This is a genomic window from Candidatus Endolissoclinum faulkneri L5 (assembly GCF_000510265.1).
Taxonomy (GTDB): Bacteria; Pseudomonadota; Alphaproteobacteria; order Thalassobaculales; family Thalassobaculaceae; genus Thalassobaculum; species Thalassobaculum faulkneri_A.
Genome location: NZ_CP006745.1, coordinates 672,997 through 699,686, shown reverse-complemented (window position 1 = coordinate 699,686; position 26,690 = coordinate 672,997). Strand labels below are relative to the sequence as shown.

Annotated in this window: 12 protein-coding genes, 1 tRNA gene and 1 other RNA gene; 8 read left to right on the top strand and 6 right to left on the bottom strand. The window is 33.6% G+C overall.

Annotated features, from left to right (window positions below):
• The first annotated feature begins 187 nt into the window (after nucleotides 1-187).
• The 8 genes from sdhC (at nucleotide 188) to P856_RS02055 (ending at nucleotide 15,858) form a co-directional block, all read left to right on the top strand.
• Nucleotides 188-586 (top strand): succinate dehydrogenase, cytochrome b556 subunit, encoded by a 399-nt coding sequence (sdhC, locus tag P856_RS02085; RefSeq protein WP_025300518.1) that lies wholly within the window; start codon nucleotides 188-190, stop codon nucleotides 584-586.
• Between the two features lie 66 nt (nucleotides 587-652).
• Nucleotides 653-997 (top strand): succinate dehydrogenase, hydrophobic membrane anchor protein, encoded by a 345-nt coding sequence (sdhD, locus tag P856_RS02080; protein WP_025300517.1) that lies wholly within the window; start codon nucleotides 653-655, stop codon nucleotides 995-997.
• 4 nt (nucleotides 998-1,001) lie between these two features.
• Nucleotides 1,002-2,792, top strand: coding sequence for a succinate dehydrogenase flavoprotein subunit (gene sdhA, locus P856_RS02075; RefSeq protein WP_025300516.1), 1,791 nt, complete (start codon nucleotides 1,002-1,004; stop codon nucleotides 2,790-2,792).
• Between the two features lie 47 nt (nucleotides 2,793-2,839).
• Nucleotides 2,840-3,619 (top strand): succinate dehydrogenase iron-sulfur subunit, encoded by a 780-nt coding sequence (locus tag P856_RS02070; protein ID WP_025300515.1) that lies wholly within the window; start codon nucleotides 2,840-2,842, stop codon nucleotides 3,617-3,619.
• Nucleotides 3,620-4,514: 895 nt separating this feature from the next.
• Nucleotides 4,515-4,605: signal recognition particle sRNA small type (gene ffs / locus P856_RS04185), an RNA gene on the top strand.
• 102 nt (nucleotides 4,606-4,707) lie between these two features.
• Nucleotides 4,708-6,516, top strand: a complete 1,809-nt coding sequence (locus P856_RS02065; protein WP_025300514.1) for a DNA polymerase III subunit gamma/tau — start codon at nucleotides 4,708-4,710, stop codon at nucleotides 6,514-6,516.
• A 2,215-nt stretch (nucleotides 6,517-8,731) separates the two neighbouring features.
• Nucleotides 8,732-13,657, top strand: a complete 4,926-nt coding sequence (locus P856_RS02060) for an NAD-glutamate dehydrogenase (protein ID WP_025300513.1) — start codon at nucleotides 8,732-8,734, stop codon at nucleotides 13,655-13,657.
• A gap of 1,595 nt (nucleotides 13,658-15,252) precedes the next feature.
• The gene (locus tag P856_RS02055; RefSeq protein WP_025300512.1) at nucleotides 15,253-15,858 is read left to right on the top strand and encodes a BON domain-containing protein; all 606 of its coding nucleotides are present in this window, start codon (nucleotides 15,253-15,255) and stop codon (nucleotides 15,856-15,858) included.
• Nucleotides 15,859-17,026: 1,168 nt separating this feature from the next.
• On the opposite strand, the gene P856_RS02050 is transcribed toward P856_RS02055, so the two are convergent.
• From P856_RS02050 to P856_RS02025, 6 genes are all read right to left on the bottom strand, one after another.
• On the bottom strand, nucleotides 17,027-17,779 hold the full coding sequence (locus P856_RS02050) for a biotin--[acetyl-CoA-carboxylase] ligase (RefSeq protein WP_025300511.1): 753 nt from the start codon (nucleotides 17,777-17,779) through the stop codon (nucleotides 17,027-17,029).
• 2,375 nt (nucleotides 17,780-20,154) lie between these two features.
• Nucleotides 20,155-20,244 (bottom strand) — tRNA-Ser (locus tag P856_RS02045).
• Nucleotides 20,245-22,430: 2,186 nt separating this feature from the next.
• Nucleotides 22,431-22,907: a type II toxin-antitoxin system RatA family toxin gene (locus P856_RS02040; RefSeq protein ID WP_025300510.1), complete on the bottom strand. Its 477-nt coding sequence runs from the start codon at nucleotides 22,905-22,907 to the stop codon at nucleotides 22,431-22,433.
• Between the two features lie 62 nt (nucleotides 22,908-22,969).
• A complete protein-coding gene (gene lipA / locus P856_RS02035; RefSeq protein ID WP_044214864.1) occupies nucleotides 22,970-23,947 on the bottom strand; it encodes a lipoyl synthase in 978 nt (325 codons plus the stop codon).
• 46 nt (nucleotides 23,948-23,993) lie between these two features.
• A complete protein-coding gene (gene lpdA, locus P856_RS02030; protein WP_025300508.1) occupies nucleotides 23,994-25,409 on the bottom strand; it encodes a dihydrolipoyl dehydrogenase in 1,416 nt (471 codons plus the stop codon).
• Nucleotides 25,410-25,421: 12 nt separating this feature from the next.
• Entirely contained in the window at nucleotides 25,422-26,684 is a 1,263-nt protein-coding gene (locus P856_RS02025) for a pyruvate dehydrogenase complex dihydrolipoamide acetyltransferase (protein ID WP_025300507.1), read from the bottom strand.
• Between the last annotated feature and the right edge of the window lie 6 nt (nucleotides 26,685-26,690).

Below are 26,690 nucleotides of genomic sequence, written 5' to 3'. Positions count from 1 at the left end.
TAAGAGATTTGCAACTTAATTAAGATTTTTTATTAAAAAGATTAATCTCTAGAACAAGTATGGAAAAGCTAATATTGCCGCTTCCCTCCAGGTTATAAAGATATATTTAAGTAATTTGCAGTATTACTTTCTAGCTATATAATTTAAAAGCAGTCAAACATTTCCCAGCTATGAGATTTTTAAAATAATGAAAACTCACAATCGCCCTCTCTCGCCACATTTACAAATCTATAAGCCTCAGCTTACTAGTGTTATGTCGATTTGCCATCGCGCTACAGGAGTTGCACTAGTAGCAGGTGCTTTATTGCTAGTTTGGTGGGTAATTGCCGCTGCCGTAGGGCCAGAGGTGTTCGATAAGGTTCAAAAGTTCTTAACTTCTTGGCTAGGCATACTAATTTTATTCATTTTTACTTGTACGCTTATGTATCACCTATGTAATGGCATCAGACATCTATTCTGGGATGCTGGCTACGGGTTTCGTTTAGAGGATGTGTATAAGTCTGGATGGATTACTTTGTCTATAGCAGTCCTACTAACTTCTATAACCTGGATCTTTGTAATCATTTTAAGGACAACAGTTATTTAGATAAATTGCCACACGGACTGATGTTAAAGTTTATTTTAAAGTATATATTTGGAGCAAATACAACATATGGAGTATATTAAAGGCGGCAAGCATCACTGGTTGATGCAACGAATTACTGCCATAGTACTAGTGCCTTTTATCCTGTGGTTCGTGATTTCTGTGGTAAGTTTGACAAAAATGGACTACGCTAGTGCCAGAGATTGGATCGGTTCTACTTCAGTAGCTATAACCTTAATATCTTTAATCATCTTATCGTTTTATCATGCTCAACTTGGTCTTCAAGTGATTGTTGAGGATTACGTACATACCAAGAGCGCAAGGCTTGCAATACTAGTCTTAATGAAATGCGCACTAATTTTTGTAGTGATTTCTGCAATATTCGCTGTATTAAAAATTGCTTTAGGGCGTTAATGTCATGAACTCCTATTCAATTATTGATCACCAATATGACGTAGTTGTGGTTGGTGCAGGAGGCGCTGGTCTTCGGGCAACTTTAGGCATTTCTATGAAAGGTTTAAAGACTGCCTGTATTACTAAAGTTTTTCCTACCCGTAGCCATACAGTAGCTGCTCAGGGTGGTATTGGTGCAGCACTTGATAACATGGGTGAAGGGGATAACTGGAAGTTTCATATGTACGATACCGTTAAAGGATCCGATTGGCTTGGTGACCAAGATGCTATTGAGTATATGTGTCGTAATGCTATCCCAGCTGTTATCGAGCTGGAACATCTTGGTGTGCCATTCTCGCGTACTGAGAATGGCGAAATATATCAGCGCTCGTTCGGTGGTCATACTTTAAATCACGGTAAATCAATAGCTAAACGTGCTTGCGCTGCTGCAGATCGAACCGGTCACGCAATTCTGCATACCCTATATCAGCAGTCACTACGCAATAAAGTCGATTTTTTTATCGAATATTTTGCCCTTGATCTTATCATGAGTGAGAAAGATGAGTGTGTTGGTGTTATGGCTTTGTGCTTAGAAGATAGTACTATTCATCGCTTTCGCGCACATCAAACCGTACTGGCTACTGGTGGTTATGGCCGTGCCTACTTTTCTTGCACTTCAGCTCACACCTGCACTGGTGACGGTAATGCAATGGTATTGCGTGCCGGCTTACCACTACAAGATATGGAATTTGTACAATTTCATCCAACTGGAATATATGGTTCTGGATGCTTGATAACAGAAGGTGCACGTGGTGAGGGGGGATATCTGACAAATTCTGATGGTGAGCGCTTTATGCAGCGCTATGCGCCAACAGCTAATGACCTAGCTTCTCGCGACGTAGTTAGTCGAGCTATGACTATTGAAATTAATGAAGGTCGTGGTTTTGGTCCAAATGGTGATCACATTATGCTACACTTGGAGCATATTAGTCCAGATGTTTTGCAACAGCGTTTACCTGGCATATCGGAAACAGCTAGAATTTTTGCTGGCTCTGATATTGCTAAAGAACCTATACCAGTATTACCAACGGTTCACTACAATATGGGAGGAATCCCGACCAACTGTCACGGAGAAGTGATTTATCCAAGCGCAGAAAATTCTGACTGTGTAGTCCATGGTCTTATGGCAATTGGTGAGGCAGCTTGCGTATCAGTGCACGGAGCGAACCGATTAGGAACAAACTCTCTGCTAGACATTATCGTATTTGGTCGTGCCGTTTCCCATCGTATTGCTAATATATTACAGCCTGGTAAAGTTCATAAATCAATCACTAAAGATGCTTCGGATAGGGCAATTGCACGTCTTGATCGTATTCGTAATGCAAAAGGAGATTTGCGTGCTGGCGAGGTGCGGCTTAGTATGCAGCGCACAATGCAAAAACATGCTGCAGTGTTTCGTTCCACGGAGCTCATGGATAAAGGTAGAGAAAAGTTGAAGGGGGTAGCTAGTCTGATATCTAACGTCAGTGTTAACGATAAATCGTTAATCTGGAACACTGATCTTATTGATATGATGGAATTAGATAATTTAATGAGTCAAGCAATTGTTACTCTCACCTCTGCTTTCTTACGTAAAGAAAGCAGAGGTGCCCATGCTCATGAGGATTTTCCTAATCGTAATGACGAAAACTGGATGAAACATACGGTTATGTGGTTAAACGGTAAAAATGAAACTACTGTTGCTTATCGCGAAGTCCACATGCATACGTTTTCGGATGATGTAAAAGTAATCCCACCTGTTGATCGCGTTTATTAACTGATCTCCTCTAACCTAATATCCTAATAAATGAAGGAAATGTACTGATGGGCTGGTTGAATTTTTCCAAGAATGCAAAAATTAGCGTTGGTCATACTTATAAAGCGCGAAAAGGGGGAGTTCGAATTAAGAATTTTAAAGTTTATCGTTATGACCCTGATAAAATACCCAACCCCAGGTTAGATACTTATGAGATAGATCTTGATAATTGCCAGCCGATGGTACTTGATGCACTGATTAAAATTAAAAACGAGATTGATACAACTTTAACTTTTCGCCGTTCTTGTCGCGAAGGTATATGTGGTTCTTGCTCAATGAATGTCGATGGAACTAATACACTTGCTTGCTTAAAGTCGATCTCTGATATAAAAGGTGACGTCTATATTTACCCACTACCGCATATGCCAGTTATTAAAGATCTAGTTCCAGATCTATCATCAGCCTACGAACAGCTTACTTCTATCAAGCCTTGGTTACAAGTTGATAAACCACATTCTATTGCCAAAGAGCACAAGCAGTCTCCGCGGGAACGCGATAAGCTTGATGGGTTGTGGGAGTGTGTCTTATGTTTTTGCTGTTCTACCGCGTGTCCGAGCTACTGGTGGAATAGCAAAAGTTTTCTCGGTCCAGCAGTGTTGCTACAGGCTTACCGCTGGATTTCGGATAGCCGCGATAAGCAAACAGAGGAGCGATTGAATATGCTCGATGAACCTTTTCGCTTGTATAGGTGTCATACAATTATGAATTGTACTAATACATGTCCCAAGGGTTTAAATCCAGCTAAGGCGATTGCAGAGGTGAAAAAGCTTTTGGTACTGCGAAAGTAAATAAACCAGAATGGTAATTGTCTTGACGATAAACTTACGTCTAATAGTTTTGCTAACTTTTACAACTATTTGTTAGTCAATGTGGGTGATGCAGTTAGCCGAGAATGGAAAGCGAGCAATGCGCAAATTCTATCTGCAATATACGTATTTTACGATGATTAATTGTATAATTTCTCTTAATTATAGAAAGAACAAATCTTTAGACGATAAAAGTAATTTCTAATACCCTTAAGTATCTTAATATGCACTACTTTTGATTAATTTAAATAATTAAGTGATAGTCACATGGTGTCAAAATCTTAAAGGATGCCAATTAATAAAACGAAAGCTAACATCTTGTGGTGTTTTTTATCTGTATTCGTTCTCCCTCAAGAAGAATCCTTCAGTGATAGGTATAGCGAATTAGTTAAAATAGACTAATTATAAATATAAAATTCAGCAAGTTTGCGTAAATGATGAGCATAAAAATCCTCAGTTAAGAATAATATTAAATTATTTAATCTTTCGGATTGCTCATTCAAAATATAATAAAGCTAGAAATTTTAGCAAATTTTAAGTTGCACTATATGCAACAATTATATTGGTTAATCGTCTAGCTATATCTCATACATAGTATATATCGATTATTTAACAAATACAGTTAGTTTTTGTCTATAATTTCTTATCTTGCTACTAAGGCTATGCAAGCTTTTATATTGCTGATAATTAAAGCGCAGATAGCCAATTTATAGCTAGAATATTAACTACGACTAATATAAGTTATAGTTATTCTCTAGATTATTGTTTTTATTAACGTTTGATTATAGGGATAATGGATCGATTCTTATAATTTTATAAAATTATTAAAATTAATCCTTGCTTTGGACCAGATTAATAATGTATCATCATAATCGGAAGGTTAGCTTGGGCATGCTATTCGCCAACTCGGTCAGATCCGGAAGGAAGCAGCCGTAACGATTGTTAGTGTGGGTCACTGCTAATCTTCCACCTTTTCAATGAAAGGTTTACGATTATATAAAATACATCGTTTTATTTACTATAGTTATTAAGTTAATGGACATTTTCTCATTGCCTGGGTTAGCTTTGTATTGAGTGAATACTTGGTTTTAGCGCGTAAGTACAGGCCTCAGACGTTTGACGACCTTATAGGCCAAGATGTCTTAGTGCGTACTTTACGCAACGCATGCAAGCATGATCGTTTACACCATGCTTTTATGTTGTTTGGTGTGCGTGGAGTTGGTAAAACTACTACAGCCAGAATTATAGCTAAAAGTTTGAATTGTGTCGGTCAAAGTGTAGATGATCGGATAAGAATGCAGCCATGTGTTGTTTGCCATAATTGTCGTGCTATTGCTGAAGGTAGACACATAGATGTGTTAGAAATGGATGCAGCATCTCATACTGGTGTAGATGATATACGCCAGCTGATAGAAAATGCTCGATATCGTCCTGTGGCAGGTCGTTATAAAATATATATCCTAGACGAAGTCCATATGCTATCCAAAAATGCTTTTAATGGACTGTTAAAGACGCTTGAAGAACCACCTGAACACGTGAAATTTATCTTTGCCACTACTGAAATTCGTAAGGTTCCAACTACGATTTTATCACGCTGTCAGCGATTTGATTTAAGAAGAATAAGTATTAATCTATTAATAAAATTGTTTGAAAAGGTTTGCCATAATGAAAAAATTGAGGCAGAATTTGATGCGTTAAAATTATTGGCTCGCGTTGCCGATGGATCTGCTCGTGACGCTTTATCGCTTCTAGATCAGGCTATCGCACTTAATGCTAATTTAATTACGCTTGATGATACGCGTCAAATGCTTGGTCTAATTGACCGTATACGAATTTATGAAATGTACCAAGCAATTATGGCAGGTAAAATTTTAGATGCTCTCAATATTTTATCAAAATTGTATGAGAATGGCGCTGACCCAGTTATAATAATACAGGATCTAATGGAGGTAACTCATATTGTTACTTGCATAAAAATTGCCCCTGAAGCGGCTGTAAATAACAACCTAAGCGAAGCGGAGAGAGAACAAAGTATAGCCCTAGCAAAAGTAATGAGGATGTCCTCCCTGACTATGGCTTGGCAAATGTTGGCAAAGGGAATTAGCGAGGTTCAAGCATCTTCTCTGCCAATTGCCGCAGTAGAGATGATTATTATTCGTATTGCTTATAGCGCTGAATTACCTGAGCCACTTGATTTGATGCGAATGATGCACGATAAGAAAATTTTGCCCACAGATGTTACATACGAAACTACAAAAACACAAACTCATTTACCAACATACGCTTCATCAATACCTATTGAAACAATCGATATGCCATCTAATGCCTCTAGCAATATTGCCGTTGATGATAGCAGAAATGATTTTGATAACTTAAATTATGAAACGTCACAATGTAGCAAAAATGTTATCTCAGATTCTAGCGTAGCTGATGTACATCCTGACAAAAAATCATTAGCTTACAATCCAAATAAAATATTGGATCCAATGCCTGTCGACTTTGCTGGAGTGGTTAAATTAGCATTCCAGAGAGGCGAAACGATTTTGGGAACTACATTAGTAACTAATGTGCATCCGGTGCTTGTTAAGCCAGGTCGCTTAAAGCTTCGTCCGCAGGGAAGTATCGACCATCATCATGTTTTTAAATTGCTTACTCAATATTTGCAATGTTGGACTGGCAAGAAGTGGGTTATCGAAATTTCTAACGAAAAAGGTAGCCCAACAATGATGGAACAAAATGAAGCACAATTAGCTGCTATACAGAGTGAATTTGCAGCTTACCCCTTAATTGCTAAGGTATTAAAATTGTTCCCTGGTGCAGAAATAGACAATATGACAGATTTTATTACAGAGATACTAGTAGAAAGAGGTGCTTTGTAAATTGACATAACAAATGAAAGTATTCTTATCTACACTAGGGGAATTTATGATATTTATACATGATAAAACGCTATCTGCAGTAATAAGATGAGAGATATATAATTCAATTAAAAATAAATTAAGCCGCATTACAAGTGATAGAGAGTTAGTTAATGTAGGATAAAATAAAAATATATGCTAACAATTAAAGCATTAGTCTGATGCGAGAAATAATTTTTTATGATTGCAAAATACACTACTTTTTGCTCCAATACTTTGGGATTTGGAGAATAGCCCAATGTAGACTATGGGATATGACGTTTGTGCCATGAACAAATACATAACTTGTGTAATTTGATGTAGTAGAAGAAATAATGAATCATAAAGCTTGCTATCGTGTGCAATATAGATTTAATAATTATTATTAAATCTATATTGCGTAAGTTACTTTTGAAGAGCAATACTTTAAACTTATTTTACGAAGATGTTTTGCCGCAAAAACTAAATAACTAAGTTTATGTTAACAGTAACTAACTTGATATCTCTTAGAGTAGATTCAAAAGCAACTAACGCCTATAAAATATCCTAGATTCTATCTAATAGTTCAGCGGTAAATAACATATGTCTAAAAAATAATATAATAATCATTAGCTAATAAATTATAGAAAATAATTTGAGATGAATTATATGTAACATTCTACTTTGTTTAACATCCTCGTAATTTACTAGTAGTATAAAATGAGTATATTAAAATATTATTTCAAACAAAGTATTTTAATATACTTGCATACTTAAATTGTATTAACAAATACTAGATTAAATTCAGTTAAATCGTTTAGAATAAGTTAAATAAACTAATCACTACTGGACGATTTACTTACTTATCAAGTAGCGTTAGTTTTTGATGAATAAAGGGCATTATTAACTTATTATAGTACTTACGAATAATTGCTATTAATTGTGATTAAAAATTGATAGTGTAGTTTGTAAACTACTTGTTATGAGTATTTAGATAATATATGGTATTCCATCCTATTTAATGTCCTCTATGGCATAAATATTTTAATCGAAGGCTGCCATGGGCCGGATCCTTATTATCTAACTAAGCTTTCTGTGCCGATAAATGATTGTCTAATGAGAAAGATTTTGCTAATCTTACTTAGTTTTTAAGCAATAGATTAAAAATTATTAGGTAATACTGTACGAGCTGAATTATTGCAAAATTTAGAGTAATTTACTTGAGAGAGATACCGTAACGATATTAAAACAACAAATTATATAGCTGTCTTTTCATGACATTCACTGTCCTAAGTGAAAAATAGGTAAAATATAATTGTCTAGCGTAAAATTTATTTGTCTTGATTTGCAAAAGCATTACTAAAAGTAAACTAGATCTTTTTTTATCAGGTATCAACTTATATAACCTAAAAGAAATTTATTAGCGTTTCGCGCAATGAATAATAAAACTTTATTACGTGTTTACCGATGTGATACTCAAACTAAAGCTGACAACAATTCTTATTGTTTTATAATTAATTAATAATAAAATATTTGCTTGCTTTTAGCTTTTCTAATTAGAATGCTTTGCTAAGAATTTGTATATTATATTTTGTAAAAAAAATGGTGTAGGCTCATTTTATTGCAAGTTCTCACTAAGACTAATGCCTAGAATTTCATTTTTTAAAGTTAAAATTTGAATAACTTTATGCTAAAAATAAACAATCTTGTATATTGCTTAATTTTATATTAATAATTTTTTTAAAAAATTTTGTAAATAAAGATAGCAACGTCTCAACTTATCTTCGCAACGCTAAATTAATCAGCTGGGATAGCATTTCGCTTAGTCAACTATAAACGCAAAAAATTTATACTTTATCGATTATGTGATGTTTAAATTTTTTGTTGATGCTCAATGTATTTAAGTTATTAGTTGTCTTTATATATTTATTTCCACTACTGACAAGCAGACATTTAATGGCTAATTAATAACTTTAGATTGCCTAAAATTTGCTAAAAAGATAAAAATGTGCAATTAGACATTAAATATTTTAATTTAGGTTGTTTAAGTAAGCAAAATCCATAAATAAAACCCTTATATCTTGTCATAGATCAATCAATTGAGAATACAAACAACTTTATATTATTTATAAGTATTTTTTAAGGCATTTGGATATCGAATGGAATAATACTGCTATATTTATCGCTAATTTCAAAGAGATTTTATTGAGGAATAGTTATGCGCAATCGCACAGAAGCTCTTAAAGTGCAGAAGATAGATGCTATTTGCGCTATGGTTAACGATCGTTTGCATGGTGTAAAAGCAAACATGGTGGAAAAATTTTTACGCCAGTTTTTTGCTAACGTTGCACCGCAAGACTTGATCGATGAAGAAGTGGAAAATATTTTTGGAGCTACGATTGCGGTATGGAACTACGGTCGAGAGCGCAAACCAAATCAAGCCCGTATCCGAGCTTACAATCCACGTTTTGAAGAAGTTGGTTGGCAATCTTCTCACACTATTATCGAGATAATAAATGACGATATGCCGTTTCTAGTAGATTCTGTAACTGCTGCCCTTAATCGTCGTGAGATTACTGTACACCTTATTATCCATCCGATTATTCGTGTCATACGTGATGAGCATGGCCTAGTACGAACCTTATTAGATAAAAATAGCAATGCTGAATGTGCAATTGCTGAATCTTACATGCATTTGGAGGTTTCAGAACAAACCTCTAGCGATGCTTTAGCAAGTATCGAAGAAGAATTAGCTCATGTCTTGCAAGATGTACGCTCAGCAGTTGAAGATTGGCAAGCTATGCGTAGAACCATGATAAGCGTAGTTATCGAGCTAGAAAAATTATCACCTAAAAATAACAGGAAGGATGATCGAGAGGAAATTTGTGCATTCTTACGCTGGGTTGAGGATAATCATTTTACCTTCCTTGGTTATCGTCAATATGATTACATAGGAACTGGCAATGATCTGCACATGGAAGTTGTGAATAATAGCGGACTTGGCATCATACGAGCACCTGAAGTCAGTGTATTTGATGGGTTGAGAGAGATTGGATCTTTGCCATCGAAAGTCAAGGGATTTTTGCTTGATTCTGGCCTGCTTCTAGTTATGAAGGCAAATAAAGTTTCTACTGTGCACCGTTCTGTTCCTCTTGAATCTATTGGTATCAAAAAAATCGATGAATTTGGGAAAGTAATAGGAGAGCATCGATTTATTGGCCTGTTTACATCTGTCGCTTACAATGAAAGTCCAAAAGCAATACCTCTACTACGTCAAAGAGTAAAAAATATTGTAAAGCGTGCTGGGCTTAGACCAGCAAGTCATGATGAAAAAGCTTTGATTAATATTCTAGAAACTTACCCTCGCGATGAGCTATTTCATGCCAACGAAGAAGATTTATTTGAAATCTCGATTGGCATATTGCATCTACAAGAAAGACAAAAAATTGCGCTATTTGCTTATCCTGATGCATTCGAGCGCTTCGTAACCGCTTTCGTCTTCGTACCGCGAGATCAGTACAATACTCAGCTTCGCCAAAATTTTCAAATGATTCTATCTACAGCATTTAACGGTGAAATAACCTCGTTCTATACAATGATATCAGATAGTGTACTAGCTCGTTTGCAGTTTATAATCGCTACTACACGCGGGAAAATTCCTGAGGTTAATATTGATGATCTGGAGCAGCGATTAATTGATGCGGGACGAAGTTGGGGTGATAAATTGCATAACGTTATGATTGCAGATATGGGGGAAGAAGCATCTGTAAAATTTCGCCATCGCTACATTACAGCTTTCCCGACTGCTTATAAGGAATCATATCTTCCTCATGCTGCAATTTTAGACATCGAAAGAATGGAAGAGTTGCATAACGAAGAAACACTCGGTATTAACCTGTTCCGGCCTATTGGGGTAGATGATGATGTGCTACACCTAAAATTATTTCATGTCAATAAGCCAGTGTCGCTTAGTGACGTTATGCCAATGTTGGAGAACATGGGCGTGCGTGTACTTTCAGAAGTACCATTTGAAATAGAAGGCAGCGGCATGAAACATCCAATTTGGCTGCACGATTTTGAAATGCGTTTACGAGGAAATAACGAATGTGAACTTGCAAATATAAAAAAGCCCTTTGAAGAGGCTTTTGCTGCTGTATGGGATAATCGAACAGAAAATGATGGATTTAATGGTTTAGTCCTCAATGCTGGTATGACATGGCGTGAAATTACTGTCATTCGCGCTTATGCTAAATATTTACGTCAGACAGCTTTTACATTTTCTCAGGATTATATGGAAGAAACGTTGCTAGCATATGCACCGATCGCACTACTGCTAGTAAAACTGTTTACTGCTCGTTTTAAACCAATGACAACTAAACATGACAGAGAAAAAATTATTGCGGATTTAACAGATAAAATTCATTCGGCTTTAGATAGTGTAACCAACCTAGATCAGGATAGAATAATGCGCCGATTCCTGAATCTAATTTGCAGCACTGTGCGCACTAATTTTTATCAAATGACCGAGAATGGTCAACCAAAAAGCTATATTAGTTTTAAGATTGATAGCCAATCTATACAAGATCTTCCTCTTCCGCGGCCGCTCTTCGAAATATGGGTTTACAGTCCACGCGTAGAAGCTATTCATCTACGTGGCGGTAAAGTAGCTCGCGGTGGCATCCGTTGGTCTGATCGACGCGAAGATTTTCGCACTGAGATTCTTAGCTTAATGAAAGCTCAACAGGTCAAAAATGCGGTAATAGTACCAGTTGGTTCCAAGGGTGGGTTTGTTGTTAAAAGGTTACCGCTAGGTTGTAGCAGAGAAGAAATACAAACTGAGGGAATTGAATGCTACAAGACAATGATAAGCGGAATGTTGGATATTACTGACAATATTTCTAGCACGGATATAATAACACCTCAAGATGTTGTCCGTTATGATGGCAATGATCCATATCTAGTAGTAGCTGCAGACAAAGGTACAGCCACATTTTCTGATATTGCAAACGAAGTATCTCAGAAATATGGTTTTTGGCTAGATGACGCCTTCGCTTCTGGTGGCTCAGCAGGATACGATCATAAAAAGATGGGAATTACAGCTCGTGGCGCTTGGGAAAGCGTAAAACGACATTTTCGAGAACTGGGACATAACATTCAAAGCAGAGACTTTACCGTAATAGGCTGCGGTGATATGTCTGGTGATGTATTCGGCAATGCAATGTTGTTGTCAAGGCATGTTCGTTTGTTAGGAGCGTTTAACCATTTGCATATATTCGTCGACCCAAATCCTGATACTTCTAAGAGTTTTAAAGAACACCAAAGAATGTTTAATTTAGCAAGATCAAGCTGGTCTGATTATAATACTCAAGTAATATCTAATGGTGGCGGAATTTTTGATCGTACGGCTAAGTTTATTAAACTCACACCGGAGATCAAAACAACTTTTGCTATAACTGAAGATGTGGTATCACCCAATGAACTGATATGTACTCTGTTAAAGGCAAAAATTGATCTGCTCTGGTTTGGAGGAATTGGGACATACATTAAGTCTGAACGCGAAAGCAACGCTGATGCATGTGACCGTGCTAACGATCAAATACGTATAAATGCTAGAGAAATTAGAGCTAAGGTGATTGGTGAAGGTGCTAATCTAGCGATTACTCAGCGCGGCCGTATCGAAGCAGCTTTAAGTGGTATCAAATTAAACACAGATGCGATCGATAACTCTGCGGGGGTAGATTGTTCGGATCACGAGGTAAACATTAAAATTTTACTAGGTGCTATAATAGCTGATGGCGATATGACTCTGAAACAGCGCGATAAACTGCTTGAAAAGATGACAAATGATATTGCTGAGCTGGTCTTAGCTGATAATTACGACCAAACTCAAGCGCTCTCTGTTGATTCATACAAAGGCCTTTCGCTAATTGATTATCAAAGCCGGCTGATCCGTAAGCTAGAACGCGGGCATTTAAAATTAAACCGTCAGATAGAATTTTTGCCTGATGATGAAGCAATTATAAACCGGATCTCAGAAGGTAAGGGGTTGACTCGTCCGGAACTAGCTGTTTTGCTTGCTTATGCTAAAATGGAATTGTATGATAATTTATTGGATAGTGATTTGCCAGACGATCCAGCACTAGCTAATGACTTAGCACTATACTTTCCAGAGATACTACGTACAAATTACAGCAAAGCAATTGTTGAGCATCGTCTACGAAGGGAGATTATAGCTACATCTGTCACCAACTCAATGATTAATAAAGTTGGAGCTACTTTCCTCAATGTGATTCATGAACAAACTGCTACTAGTTCAGTGGAGATTGCTCGTGCCTTTATCATTGTGCGTGAAGTATTCAGTATGCGAAAGCTTTGGAGTGCAATTGAAAATCTAGACAATAAAGTTCCCGCAGTGGTGCAAACTAAGATGTTGATCGATATACAGCAGATAGTGGAACGTGGAACTATATGGTTTTTACGCAATGGACGCAGACCACTTGATATTGCTAGCTATGTCAATGATTTCTACCCAGGCGTCAGTGCTCTAAAAAGCTGTTTAATAGAAGTGATTGGCGATACGGAGCGCGATAATCTGAGAACGGTACGCAGCCAGCTGGAAGATAATGCTGTTCCTCAAACTCTCTCTCATGAAATTGCTTCTTTAGAAGTATTATCCTCAGCCTGCGATGTAGTTCGGCTAGCATCATTAACAAAATTAGATGTACGCACAGTAGCAATTATTTATTTTAAAGTTGGAACCAGATTCTCGCTAGATTGGTTGCGTGATAAGGCATTAGAAATGGTATCAGATACTTATTGGCAAAAACAGGCCGTTAATGCTTTAGTGGATGATTTTTATCAACACCAAAGCCACCTTGCTCGTAAGGTATTAGATCACATAAAAATAGACCTTGCAGGCTCAAAGGAGAAATCTCAACAGATGAATGAGCAGCCCAAGAAATTGATGAGTCATAATAACGATGTGATATCTACGGATGATGCTATTTCTTTTTGGAGTACAAATCGCTTGCATGATATAGAACGTACTGATCGATTGCTTTTTGACATTCGTTCAACTGAACATGTTGATCTGGCTATGTTAGCGGTAGCTAATGGGCAGATGCGTTCTCTTTTAGCGCGATAAAATAACTAATAAAAATTAGTTATTTTATGTCTTTTAAATGTTAGTTGTGCTTTTATATGCACTTTATGACGTAATTCTTATAATTATCCAGTTAACTAATTTATCTAGTTAAATTTAAATTTTGCTAATTCAAACAGAAAACTATAAAGCTTCAAACTGAACTTCAATGTATTTTGTTTTGTTTTAGATATTTCAAAAAATACCGAATAAAATAACATGTATTATATTTAGATTATTAATGATATTATCAATTTGATAACTTCAAGCGTTATTTTGTTAAACTAGTTATTTAAAAAATAAATAACGAAAAGCGATATTTATAATAAGAAAGATTATAGTATATTAAGTAGATCTTTCTATTGCTTAAAGCTAACATGCATAATATTACAAAAATTATTTAATTAATTTATAAGTTAAGCTAATATTTGTTGAATAAACTCATTTATTTGCTTGTAGCGTCTAATCGCTTGTTATTAAATTTTATTTTCTATGAATAAAATTGTTATCGCATCCAATAATCTGATATATAAGAATTATAATTTATTGTTTTATTGCGCATAATAATAACGTCATCATCTAACTTTAACTCACCAATTATTACAAATAATAGAAGAATTAATCAATCAAGACTACAAAATTCAACTAACAAAATTAAACAAAATGCTAACAATTAAAGTTGATAATTCTATTTTGTTGCTAACAACAGGCATTTTTCGCTAGTAAAAACAATATACAGCTTAAAAAGTTCTAATCATAATTAAGCTGATTATATTGGATGAGAAGTGGAAGGCTGCATATGAATAAATATCGTATAAATGAGTGTTTATTCATTGTTTAAATTTAATTTAAAAACTAATTAATCTTAGAATGCTATAAGCTATAGTTTTGACACTACATATAGCAATCATAAATTATTCAGATCAACCAGTAATTAATTTAACTAAAAATTAATTACTGGACTACATAGCGTCTAGAATGATTTAATCTTTTTGTACTTTTCTAGGGAAAAAATCATTAAATAAATAACGCTAAAGTGAATTATAGCATAGTAGCTTAGTCCGCCAATGAAATTAATCATTAAAATCTATTATATTATTAATAATGAAGAAACAATATGCAATATTTTGTTATTTAGAATGAGAAACAGATTGTAATTTTCACTTGTTATCATTCTTAATTAGGATGATACACAAGATTTTCTTGTCTATCGATCAAATTATAATAATTAAAAGTATTTTCTTATAATTACTAAGTAATAAGTTAACCAAAGCAAAACCGATTGTTGTTAAAAACGTGAGTTTTAAAATATCAATTAGACGAGTAGTACTCTATTAATAGCAATTAATATTTAAACTCTGTTCCTCTATACAATAATGCTCATTATCTTATACAATAATGCTCATTATCTACAAATCTGCTAAAACTAAAATAATTAATAAACTTATCGATCTGATAATAGATCACAGCTTTACGAGTACAACAAATTCCAGAATACATACTTCTAACGGTATGGATTATACCCTGTTGAATGAACAAATCTAATAATCTTATGGCGTAATGAAAATGGTAAGAAAGAAATAAAAAGGCAATCATTCATGAATCAGCGTAACTATGAGTATCAATTTTGTGTAATTATAGCTCTTATTGCAATAGCAGTTCTTTCGATTTTTTTAGTAAGTTGTTCACCTGCAGGAATTGCTATCGGCGCTGGCGTAGCTGGTTTCAGTGCAGCAAAAACTGAAAATGGTTTCGTTCGAACTATCAATGATAGATTGATTTATTTACAGCTTAATGGCAAATTATTTCAAACTGACTATAATTTATTTCCCCACCTCTCTTTTAGTGTTGATCGCGGAAGGGTATTATTAACAGGTAATGTAGAGAATGCAGAAAATCGAATCATTGCAACACGTTTAGCTTGGAGCGTTGACGGAGTAGTTGAAGTTATCAACGAACTACAAGTCAATAATCGAGCTAGTATAACCAATTTTGCTCTTGATACAAAGATCGGTACTGACCTCCGTTTCCGAATGTTGGCTGACAACAAAATTAAATTTATTAACTACTCAGTAGATGTAGTGAATCAAACTGTTTATATAATGGGAATTGCTCATACCCAGAATGAGCTTAGTCGTGTGATTGCACACGCTCAGGATATACCTTTTGTGAGCGGTATTGTGAATTATGTAATAGTTCAATAGCAGTAATTTCTATTTTACATGTTGATGATGGTCAAGAGTTGAATAAAATAACACTATTTTCTGCTAAATATTACGCTTACCAAGTCAATCGTTTGTAACGCAACAATTAAATCTTATTATCAGATCATTGAATTTTATTAGCTCAAAAACAGCACAAGTCATGGAAATTAATAGTTATACATTAGCAATTTTCCGTTACGCCGAGACTATTCGAGGGAGTAAATAGCTTAATTATAAACCAATATACCTTTTTAGATTTACTTAGAGTATCCGCAAAGTGTATAATCTATTCGCTAAATACATAAATCATTGTAGCTATGCTCTATACATAAAGATTGAATTATGATCTATATTTTGTTAGAAATAGCATTTATTAGTAGAATAGTTAAAACTATAGATAAAGGTTTGAATTATTCTATATTTTTTTCAAATTAACTTCTAACTTAGTTTATTGCATTCAGTATAAAAGATTACTTTTAATTATTACTGTAAAAGGAATTAAGTATTAATTCCAAGCCGATTATTACTAATAATTAATAGCTTAACAAGATTAATAAATTTTTACTGTCTCATGTAATCAATTATTTTTTAAAACGTTCTTTTAGTACGCTAGTTAAAAGATTGCTAACTAACTAATTAATTAATACGACAGTAATCTAATATCAGATTGCGTTTTTTGATTCACTAAGAGTATACTTTTACTTACCGAGCGGTACTCATTGATCCTGATTGATATATAAAGTTCTAGTAGAATTCATACAATTAATTTAATCCAATGAATTAATAATTAAACTAAATTGTTCTTGCTTACTTCTAAGTAGCTATGAAGAATGCGTTAACTATCTTACCATCTGACAGCTATAAACTAAATATTTATTAATATATCTAACTTAGTAACATTATCTATTGATCAATAACTTAGCGTTAGCTAAGAACTGCAATATTTTTAACAGTTTGCGTACTAAGATTAACAAACAAATATTCAGCAAATTAGCACTAAACGCTAATTTATCAAATTACCTATAAAATCAACCAAAGTAAATACTTCTTATGATCAGAGTGATAATAACGGTAAAGTTTTAATATGTTAAAATCAGCACTGTCGTTATACTTAACTAGATATTATTGAATAATAAAAGTGCATTGCTATAAGCAATAAACACAGATTTTATTTATTGATGCCAGAATGCAAAAATAAATCACCGGCTGAAATTACTCGTTTCTTACCATCGACAGTAAGAATTTCTGCTCTGCACTGATCATCTAAACCACAAAATCTACCACTTACATCATCCTCTCGCCTATTGTTGATACAGACGGTGACGAAATTTCCTATCCCTACTAAATTTTTTAACACCGCATCATGAATAGCAACCATGCCCCATTTTAAATAATCCGCTAATCTACGATTGAAATGTCTTGCCAAATCATATGCCAAATATTTCCGATCAATTGTTACTGCTCCACAGCTTTGTAAATCAGTAACAGGATATGGTGGTTTGATACTCAAAGAAGATGCTAAGTTTACTCCGATACCGCAAATTACCCAAGGAGTACTGCCCTTCTCACCGCTCTGTAATAGAATACCAGCTAATTTATTGCCTGCGATCAGTATATCGTTTGGCCATTTAATACAGATTGATACATCTGACGGTAAAACTAAACGTACTAAATCAACTACCGCTAATGCAGAAATCATAGAGAGAGTAGATGGAAGTGGCCATCCGAGTTTTGGAAAAACGACTCGGCTCCAATAAAGATTTCCAGGAGGACTATCCCATCTTCGTCCTCGTCGCGCTTGACCATTAGTTTGTTTGTAAGCCGTAATAATAGTTCCATCAGTTACACCTTTTTCGATTCGACGACATGCTTCCCAATTAGTACTGTCAATAGAATCAAGCTCAATAATTACACAAGACATCACAATAATAATAATAGAATATACAGCATGATTTTAATATACTCATTCGCAGTAAATATAATACAGAAAGCAAATCAATTTTTATTTATCTTTAACTACCAATTAGTTAACATCAATTGCTAATATTACAATGATAAAATCATACAATTAAATATTAAAATCGGAAATATATATTCAATTCAATATTATTTTTATTTTCATGATTTTAACTGCTACGAATACTAATATGATAAAGTGTATTATTATTTTTGCTCACTATTTTATGAAAATCATATCAATTTTTCCTTGTTATAATTTAGAATTAGAATAAAAAATTTTATATTCTATAAATCCAACGCTCGTATAATTTAAAAATTAAGATATAAAATATTGATAATATATAAAGTAATTCTCTTAATTACATTTTAATAAATGTATAATGAGGTAAAGCAATCTACATGATAAACTTATTTTTATTGTTGACTGCATAAAATTAACTTTCTGACAAAATATAATACTCAATGTGTTCTTTTTTATTAAAAACTTGTTATCGTTAGTGATGGATTAATTTGCAGTAGAATGCGACAAAATACACAAATAGATTATAATATCATTGATATTTTTAATAAAAATAATACTATCGTAATAAGTTTATTTTTATAATATTAAGAATAATTAAAGCTTATGTATAAGATAATGAAGAACGAACAATTTTCAGTAGTACCAAGGTATGAATAATTTAACTAGCAAATAATGTTTTTGTATTTTCATCAATAATTACCTACCTCATAGTATATGTATGTAATTTAGTATAGTACCTTTAATAGTTTCGTACCTATATTGATAGTGGTAATGTTTGTTATATCACTATCGCATATGATATTTTTAGATTTTTCTTATGTATATTTACCTTTATATTGTTATCTGAAGTTCTAAAAGAAAAACAAAAGTTTATAGTAAATTATAATACTAAAATAAAAGTAGTTTTTTTATTTAATACTGTTACTAACTGTATTAAACAAATTGGAACGCAGAAGAAATTTAGGTTACTTTGTATAAAGTATAGGCTGCTAATATAATGTATCTTTGTCCCTAATTTACTTGCTATACTTACAACAGATGTGATCCAATCATACTTCAATTTTCCTTTACTAAAGAAAACACATTGCCTATGATGCAGTTATATAAATCGCCTTATACCCACTAAAATATAACCCAAGTTAAATTAATTATAGATTTCAATAATCTTAGCAAAGCAATTATTTCTTTTATACGTCAATCAGTGAATATTGATCTACTGTAAATGCAGTACACTTGCCTACGCATTCATATTACCAACATGCATAGCAATTAATTTATTTCATAGATTTGCTTAAAAAATTATTATTCTGATATTTTATAGCTTAATTTTCTGATAATAAAATTTTTTACAAATTTAAACTGTTAATAGATATTTATTGCTAAAAATAACCATATCTACAAGTATATTTAGAATAATAAATTTTTCGTTGTTTAAATGCTAGGTTAGAAAATTACACATACTCACAGAGTACTTAAATTTTAAACAATTTTAAATACTAATTAATGTAAATTATGCTTTTAACTGAAAATCTTCAAGAAATAAAACGACAATTTGTTTAAGCACAACATTTATTGCATTAGTTATTCATGCAATATAAAGAACATAACATCTACTACATTAAGTAAATTAATTTGATAAAGAGATCAATTAAATGCTGGTGATAATCAAAAATAGCATTAAAGTTACTGTATTGTTGTGAATCAGTTACTTATTGAGGTATACTTAGTACTTTCATATCGCAGTATTCTATTTTACTAGCTAACTCTAAAATTATCTCAAGATAATAGCTATCTTCTTGTCAAGATTTTTACACATAGCAAAATCAATATTGTATAATAAGAATTAACCTGAGTTTACTTAACCAAATGGAATCATTCTTAATACCCTACTTGATAAGTAACATTTTTTATCTTATGATTCGATAAGCTTATACCTATTAACATCTTTATTTCAAGTAGAGATGCGATTACTTAGGATAAAGATATTACGCAAAAATAACACCGTATTTCGTATCATATTCTATAAATTTGAAGCAAAAGTTATACCTAAATCATTTTTACTAAATGCTATTGTTTTACTTGTAGGCAGCAACAGATTTTGTGCGTATAAATACACGCTATAGCTAACTATAAGTTAGTATTTTATTCTATGCTACAAAAAATAAAATTATTATACACTAACTTCATTAATTTTTTTTATTGTACTAAGAAGAATCTATAATGAAAAATCTTTTAAGAAGAAAGAATAAGTAGTGTGCTAAAAAAGATAAAATAGTTTTTAAATTTTAGAGTACAATAGTATTTTAAAGAAAGACTGGCGGAGGGAGCGGGATTCGAACCCGCGAGAGTTTTTTATCTCTACACGCTTTCCAGGCATGCGCCTTAAACCGCTCGGCCATCCCTCCCAATAAAAGCGAAATAATATAAATTAAAATTGCATTACTGTGCTTCTATAATACCTTATATCAAGGTAAGTTATTATTTATTGCTATTTTTATTTTTTATGATATGGAAATTATTCCATCACAAATAATCGGCTAAGGATCGGCTGATAATAAAGCGTATTAACTAATTTAGTTGTTATCTTTATTTTTTTTCTTTATAGCTTCTAGCTAATTTGCAATTTTTTATGCAATTTAAAATAATATTAATATTATTTAAATTGCATTGCCTCATAAATCTACAATAAAATAGTTTAATTATTCATGCAATAATTTTTATAATTGACTAATCAATATCAAATTAAGCTTTATATAACTTATTTTTGATAATCGTTCGTATTTAATAATTTAATACATTTAACGCCCATGAGGAACAATGTTTCTTAATACACTTGTTATTATTACTAGTTAGATTTTACTAATCTAGTTCTGGTGTTCAAAAATTAAACAGCTTGTTAGATATGATTGTTATTGTTAAATAGCGTATTTTATTCATATGAATTTTGAGATGTGTATAATTAGCAGAGTATTGCTATTATTTATAGCTCGATAGTCTATACGAATAGACTTAATCTGATTAAATTCATTGTAGTTATCAAAATTTAGTTTTATATTATAATCCAAGTTTTTATTGTTGATGCTTTTAATGAAATAATCTGTAAGATCGTATAGATATTATCTATAGTATATTGTATAAGTAGCTCTACCCCGTAAGAATGATAAAATCATTTTATATTTTTATTGCTGTGAAATAGGTACAATCTAGCAAAGCTTTCTTTCTTGAACTAACTTATAATCGCCTTAAAAATACTTGTGATTATATTCTGCTTATTCAGTATGTACTCATTGAACTTATAGGTTTTATTACAAAGAATAAGAAAAATCATTAGTACACTTTAAACAAATTCAATAGTATTTATGAAGAATTCTACAATGTAATATTCTACATTATGCTTATTTAAATAACCGTTAATTATCTTTATGATAAGCATCGTATTTTAATTAAGTATTTAATAATTAATCTTTTGCTCTCATAAAATAGTAAATTAGTTACCTTATGTATTGGAAATTTAGCAAAAATCTCTAATTTAGAATTATAAATTACTTATCCTGTGTTTAATCTCAAAAAACAATTTTTAAAATATGTCACAAATAAATAAAAACAACTTCTAGCACTTTGTTATTGTTTATAAAATTACTTAGCATTCTAATTTATAGTGATATCTAGTTTTTTACGATAATTCTAATCGTTTTATAAATCGATTGCGCAAAAGCTAATACAAGATTAATCATAGTATATAAAAATTGTGTTAAGTAAAAAAAATCAATAAATCATTGCTTAACAAGCTGTATTTTATTCTATAAAATAAGTCAGCGTACTGCAGCAATTAAACAACTAATCTAACTAAAGACACTTATAATCTATGTCTTAATAGAACTAACGAATAACAATTCGACTAAGCTACTGAAATAATTTTAGTTATAGTACTACAAAAAAAAAGATAAATTCATCTTAATAAGATGATATATTGTATAACTTTAATTACATTAGTACATCATTTTAATTACCTAATTCCTGTACTCTTGCTACAGTAAATTTTTTCCTAAAATAGTAAGGAAATTTTATTAGTTGCTTCTTTATAAAAAGAGATAGTTCAAAATAAACAAACTTTAGGTTAAACACTAGTTATTATATACTTTATCTATTAGATAGATCAATTTGATATAAATAATTGGTTGAATTATACTGAAAGATATCACTAAGGGATGTTCAATTAGATATTAAATAAATTAATTATTCTTTTTCATGAAATATACTCTACGCATAATTTCAAAAATCTTCTAAATAAACTATCAATAAATCTTATCGCAATATAATTATATTCTTGAAGAATATAATTATAAATCTAGCTTAATAGCAAGTTAGCTTAGAAATTCACAACAAATAACAATATATTCACCGAACTACTTTAATGAAGAAAAAATTATTCAACTAATAAAAAATTAATTATACAATTACTTTCGCAGAGTAATAATCAATTTTTTCAACTTGTACGCAGATAATATAACCCACTGATTATACTATACAAATGAAAGTAAAATCAAGCATTGTTACTTATTCAAACACAAACAAAGCAAATTTATCTAGTCTAAAAATGCTTCGAAGAACAGCTAGCAGACTTAAAAATGCTCGATGCACCATACAATGATTCTGCTCGATCTTCAAAAGCTTGCACCATACGGCGCACGGCCTCGTTAAAAAACAATCTCATCATACGCTGTATGACGATGTTCTTAAATTCGAAATCTAAATAAAAATCGATTAAGCAATAATCGCCATGTTTATGAAAACCCCAGTAATTTTTAAGATAAAGAAAAGGACCGTCTGTATAAGTTACCTCAATTCGGTTTTCTTGCGGGTATAACCCAACTTTAGATGTAAATTTCTCGCGAAATAGCTTATATCCAATCATCAAATCAGCAAAGAAAATATTATCATAGCGCTTATTAATGCGTGCCCCAGCACACCACGGTAAAAAATCAGGGTAAGATTCGACGTCAGCGACAAGCGCGTACATCTGTTCCGGTAAATAATAAACTACGCGCTTTTCTGAATGTAACGGCATTCAATACAACTGCATTAATTTATATGAGCATAATGAAAAAGTTATAAATTGAGCTGATAGCATTATACAACATCGCCTTTATCTGCTAACCGCGCCTTACGAGCAGCGTTTAGTTTAGCAAAATCCTCTCCTGCAAAATAAGACGAGCGAGTGAGTGGTGAAGAAGAGACAATAAGAAAACCTTTACTAAAGGCACGATTCTTGTAAGTTTCAAATTCTTCTGGTGGTACAAATCTATCAACCGCATGGTGTTTAGGAGTCGGCTGCATGTATTGACCAATAGTAATACAGTCTACTTTAGCTGAACGCATGTCATCCATCACTTGATTAACCTCTTCAGCAGTCTCGCCCAAACCAACCATAATACCGGATTTAGTTGATATAAAAGGAGCCATTTCCTTAACACTATGTAGTAGATGAAGAGAATTAAAATAACGAGCACCAGGACGAATAGCAGTGTATAAACGCGGTACTGTCTCTAGATTATGGTTAAACACGTCCGGCTTAGCTCCTACTACTATGGCTAAAGCATCTGTTTTACGTCTAAAATCAGGTGTCAAAACTTCTACAGTCGTAGTAGGAGAATACTTTCTAATTTGCAAAATGGTCTCTGCAAAATGCCCTGCACCACCATCCGGTAAATCATCGCGATCCACTGAAGTAATTACCACGTGATTTAACCCAAGCTTTATAACTGATTTTGCTACATTTTCTGGTTCATTAGGATCAACTTGATTTGGCTTACCCGTGGCAACGTTGCAGAATGCACAAGCTCTAGTACAAACTGAACCAAGTATCATCATCGTTGCGTGACGTTTAGACCAGCACTCAGCTATATTGGGACAAGCCGCTTCTTCACATACAGTGTGAAGATTAAAATCGCGCATTATAGTACGAGTTTCCTGGTAAGTTTGTGAAGAAGCGGCTCTTACTCTTAACCAACTAGGCTTGCGCTTTTGTACCAAATTATCTGGTTTATGTGCTTTCTCAGGATGGCGAACACGTAATCTATCTTTATATATTGACGCCAACCCTTTCATTGCTTAACCCTTTATTCCATTAAATATATATTTAAAAATTAAAATTTTAAAAATGAATTGCTCGGCTATATGCATGAAGAATAGACTCATGTATCATTTCACTAAGAGTAGGATGCGGGAAAATAGTATGCATCAGCTCTGTCTCAGTAGTTTCCAAATTCATCGCAATTCCATAACTATGAATCAATTCAGTTACCTCAGCGCCAATCATATGCGCGCCCAATAATTCACCGGTCTTGGCACTAAATATAGTTTTCACAATACCTTCCTGCTGACCTAATATTATTGCTTTACCATTACCTATACAAGGAAAACGGCCAATTTTAAGCTCGCTCTCCGTTTTCTTAGCTTCTCCCTCAGTCAAGCCAATACTAGCTATCTGTGGCCGAGTATAGGTACAGTTAGGAATCATTCTAGCATTAATAGGATACAAGCCATCCAAGCCAGCAATTTTTTCCACGCAGAGTACCGCCTCATGGCTTGCCTTATGGGCAAGCCATGGTGGACCGACTAAATCACCAATTGCATATACGCCAGGTTCCCCAGTATCAAACCACTCGTTGGTGACTACATGAGTTTTTTCTACCTTTATCTTAGTGTTTTCCAGGCCTATATTTTCCACGTTACCTATTATACCAATGGCTAAAAGAACGCGGTCAATTTCTATAATTTTCTTGTTGTTACCACTTAACTCAATTTCAGCCTTATAGCCCTGATTGATAGCAATCAGACGATGTAAATTAACAGAAGTATATATCTTGATTCCTTGTTTAATAAATTGCTTCATAGCAAAAGCAGAGATCTCTGCATCTTCGGCATGTAAAATACGATCTATGCTTTCGATAACGGTAACGTCTACACCCATATCGCTATAAAAGCTAGCAAATTCCATGCCGATAGCACCAGAGCCAATAATTAAGAGCTTCTTTGGCATAGTATCAGGTGACATAGCTTCTTTATAGGTGACGATATTTTTGCCGTTTGGCTTAATGCCTGCAAGTGTGTTTGCACGCGCACCGGTAGCTAAAATTATATGCTTTGCACAGTAGTTTTTTATTAACTTACCGTTTTTACTTACCTCAACTTTACGTAAACTCCCGGAAATTCCTGCTAATTTACCATGGCCATCAAGGAAGGTGATATTATTTTTTTTCAGCAAATGGGCAATACCAGCAGAAAGCTGCTTAGCAATGTCACGTGAGCGCCTGACTATTCCTTTAAGATCGAACGATATATCTTTAGCAGTAAAACAATAAAGATCTAAGTTGTGTAAGATGTGGGCGACCTCTGAACAACGTAACAGCGACTTGGTCGGAATACATCCCCAGTTCAAACAAATGCCACCAAGGTGCTCACGCTCGATCAGTGCTACCCGCATACCTAGCTGAGCAGCACGTATTGCAGCGACGTAACCACCTGGACCGCCTCCAATCACGATAAGATCAAATTGATCATTAGACATATAGATCCTCCTTCACAAAAGCATAGCAAGAGGATATTCGATTAAATTCCTAAAAGTATTTAGAAAATTTGCAGCAACAGCACCATCTATAACACGGTGATCAACAGATAAAGTACAACTCATAATTGTAGCAATACTAAGCTTACCATCTTTAACTATTGGACGCTTTTCGCCACTACCAATAGCTATTATCGCCCCCTGAGGTGGGTTAATGATTGCAGCAAAATCTTTTATGCCAAACATACCCAGGTTGGAAATCGAGAATGTTCCACCTTGATACTCTTCCGGCAGCAACTTACCGTCACGAGCGCGACTGATTAAGTCTTTCATCAAGTATGATATCTCAATTAACCCCTTAGAGCCTGCATCACGAACCACCGGCGTAACCAACCCCCCCTCGATAGCTACTGCAACAGCAATATCGATTTGGCGATAGACGCGAATAGCCTCCTCCCTCCAAGAAGAATTGACATTTGGAACACGTCTCAAAGCAATAGCAGCAGCACGAATTAATAGATCATTTAACGATAGTTTATAGTCATTAGACTTAGCATTTAGTTCCTTGCGAACTCTAAGAAGTTCGTCGATCTCACAATCAATAGTTAGATAAAAATGCGGAGCACAGTGCTTGGATTCGATTAAGCGTTTGGCAATAATCTTACGCATAGTAGTATTTGTAATCTCATTGTAATCTGGAACATTAGGTTGGCCAAACGGTAATGATTGATCTATAGAAGACTCAGACAAAATATCCTTAGGTGCTAATACAGCTCCTGCGTTTTCCACATCGGCTTTAACAATCCGCCCATTTGGGCCAGTGCCGATAATACCATTCAAATCAACTCCAATCTGCCTAGCTAAACGTCTAGCAAGGGGAGTAGCGAATACCCGCTTATCGCTGGTATTGATTGGATTAAAAGAATTTTCTGAAGTAAGACTAACATTAGATAAAAATAATTCTTCGTTAAAAAGCTTTTCATTTTCTAATATAGGCGATAATTTTTTTTCGACAGGAATATCCTGGATATTCTCGCCTTCCTCCAAAAGGAAAGCAATCACCGTATTAACAGCAACCCCTCTAGTGCCGCTGTTGATGATTATCCTGCCTAATATACCCTCATCAACTGCTTCCACTTCCATGGTAGCCTTATCAGTTTCAATCTCAACTATCACGTCGCCTGGAGATACAGTATCACCTTCCTTTACCATCCATTTAGCGAGAGTACCCTCGGTCATAGTTGGAGATAGCGCCGGCATTGTAATAGGTATAGGCATCGCTTA

Coding starts and splice junctions, on each gene's coding strand:
- sdhD (WP_025300517.1), top strand. CDS start 653: ATGGAGTATATTAAAGGCGGCAAGCATCACTGGTTGATGCAACGAATT.
- P856_RS02060 (WP_025300513.1), top strand. CDS start 8,732: ATGCGCAATCGCACAGAAGCTCTTAAAGTGCAGAAGATAGATGCTATT.
- P856_RS02055 (WP_025300512.1), top strand. CDS start 15,253: ATGAATCAGCGTAACTATGAGTATCAATTTTGTGTAATTATAGCTCTT.
- lpdA (WP_025300508.1), bottom strand. CDS start 25,409: ATGTCTAATGATCAATTTGATCTTATCGTGATTGGAGGCGGTCCAGGT.
- P856_RS02025 (WP_025300507.1), bottom strand. CDS start 26,684: ATGCCTATACCTATTACAATGCCGGCGCTATCTCCAACTATGACCGAG.
- P856_RS02050 (WP_025300511.1), bottom strand. CDS start 17,779: ATGTCTTGTGTAATTATTGAGCTTGATTCTATTGACAGTACTAATTGG.
- sdhC (WP_025300518.1), top strand. CDS start 188: ATGAAAACTCACAATCGCCCTCTCTCGCCACATTTACAAATCTATAAG.
- P856_RS02070 (WP_025300515.1), top strand. CDS start 2,840: ATGGGCTGGTTGAATTTTTCCAAGAATGCAAAAATTAGCGTTGGTCAT.
- sdhA (WP_025300516.1), top strand. CDS start 1,002: ATGAACTCCTATTCAATTATTGATCACCAATATGACGTAGTTGTGGTT.
- P856_RS02040 (WP_025300510.1), bottom strand. CDS start 22,907: ATGCCGTTACATTCAGAAAAGCGCGTAGTTTATTATTTACCGGAACAG.
- lipA (WP_044214864.1), bottom strand. CDS start 23,947: ATGAAAGGGTTGGCGTCAATATATAAAGATAGATTACGTGTTCGCCAT.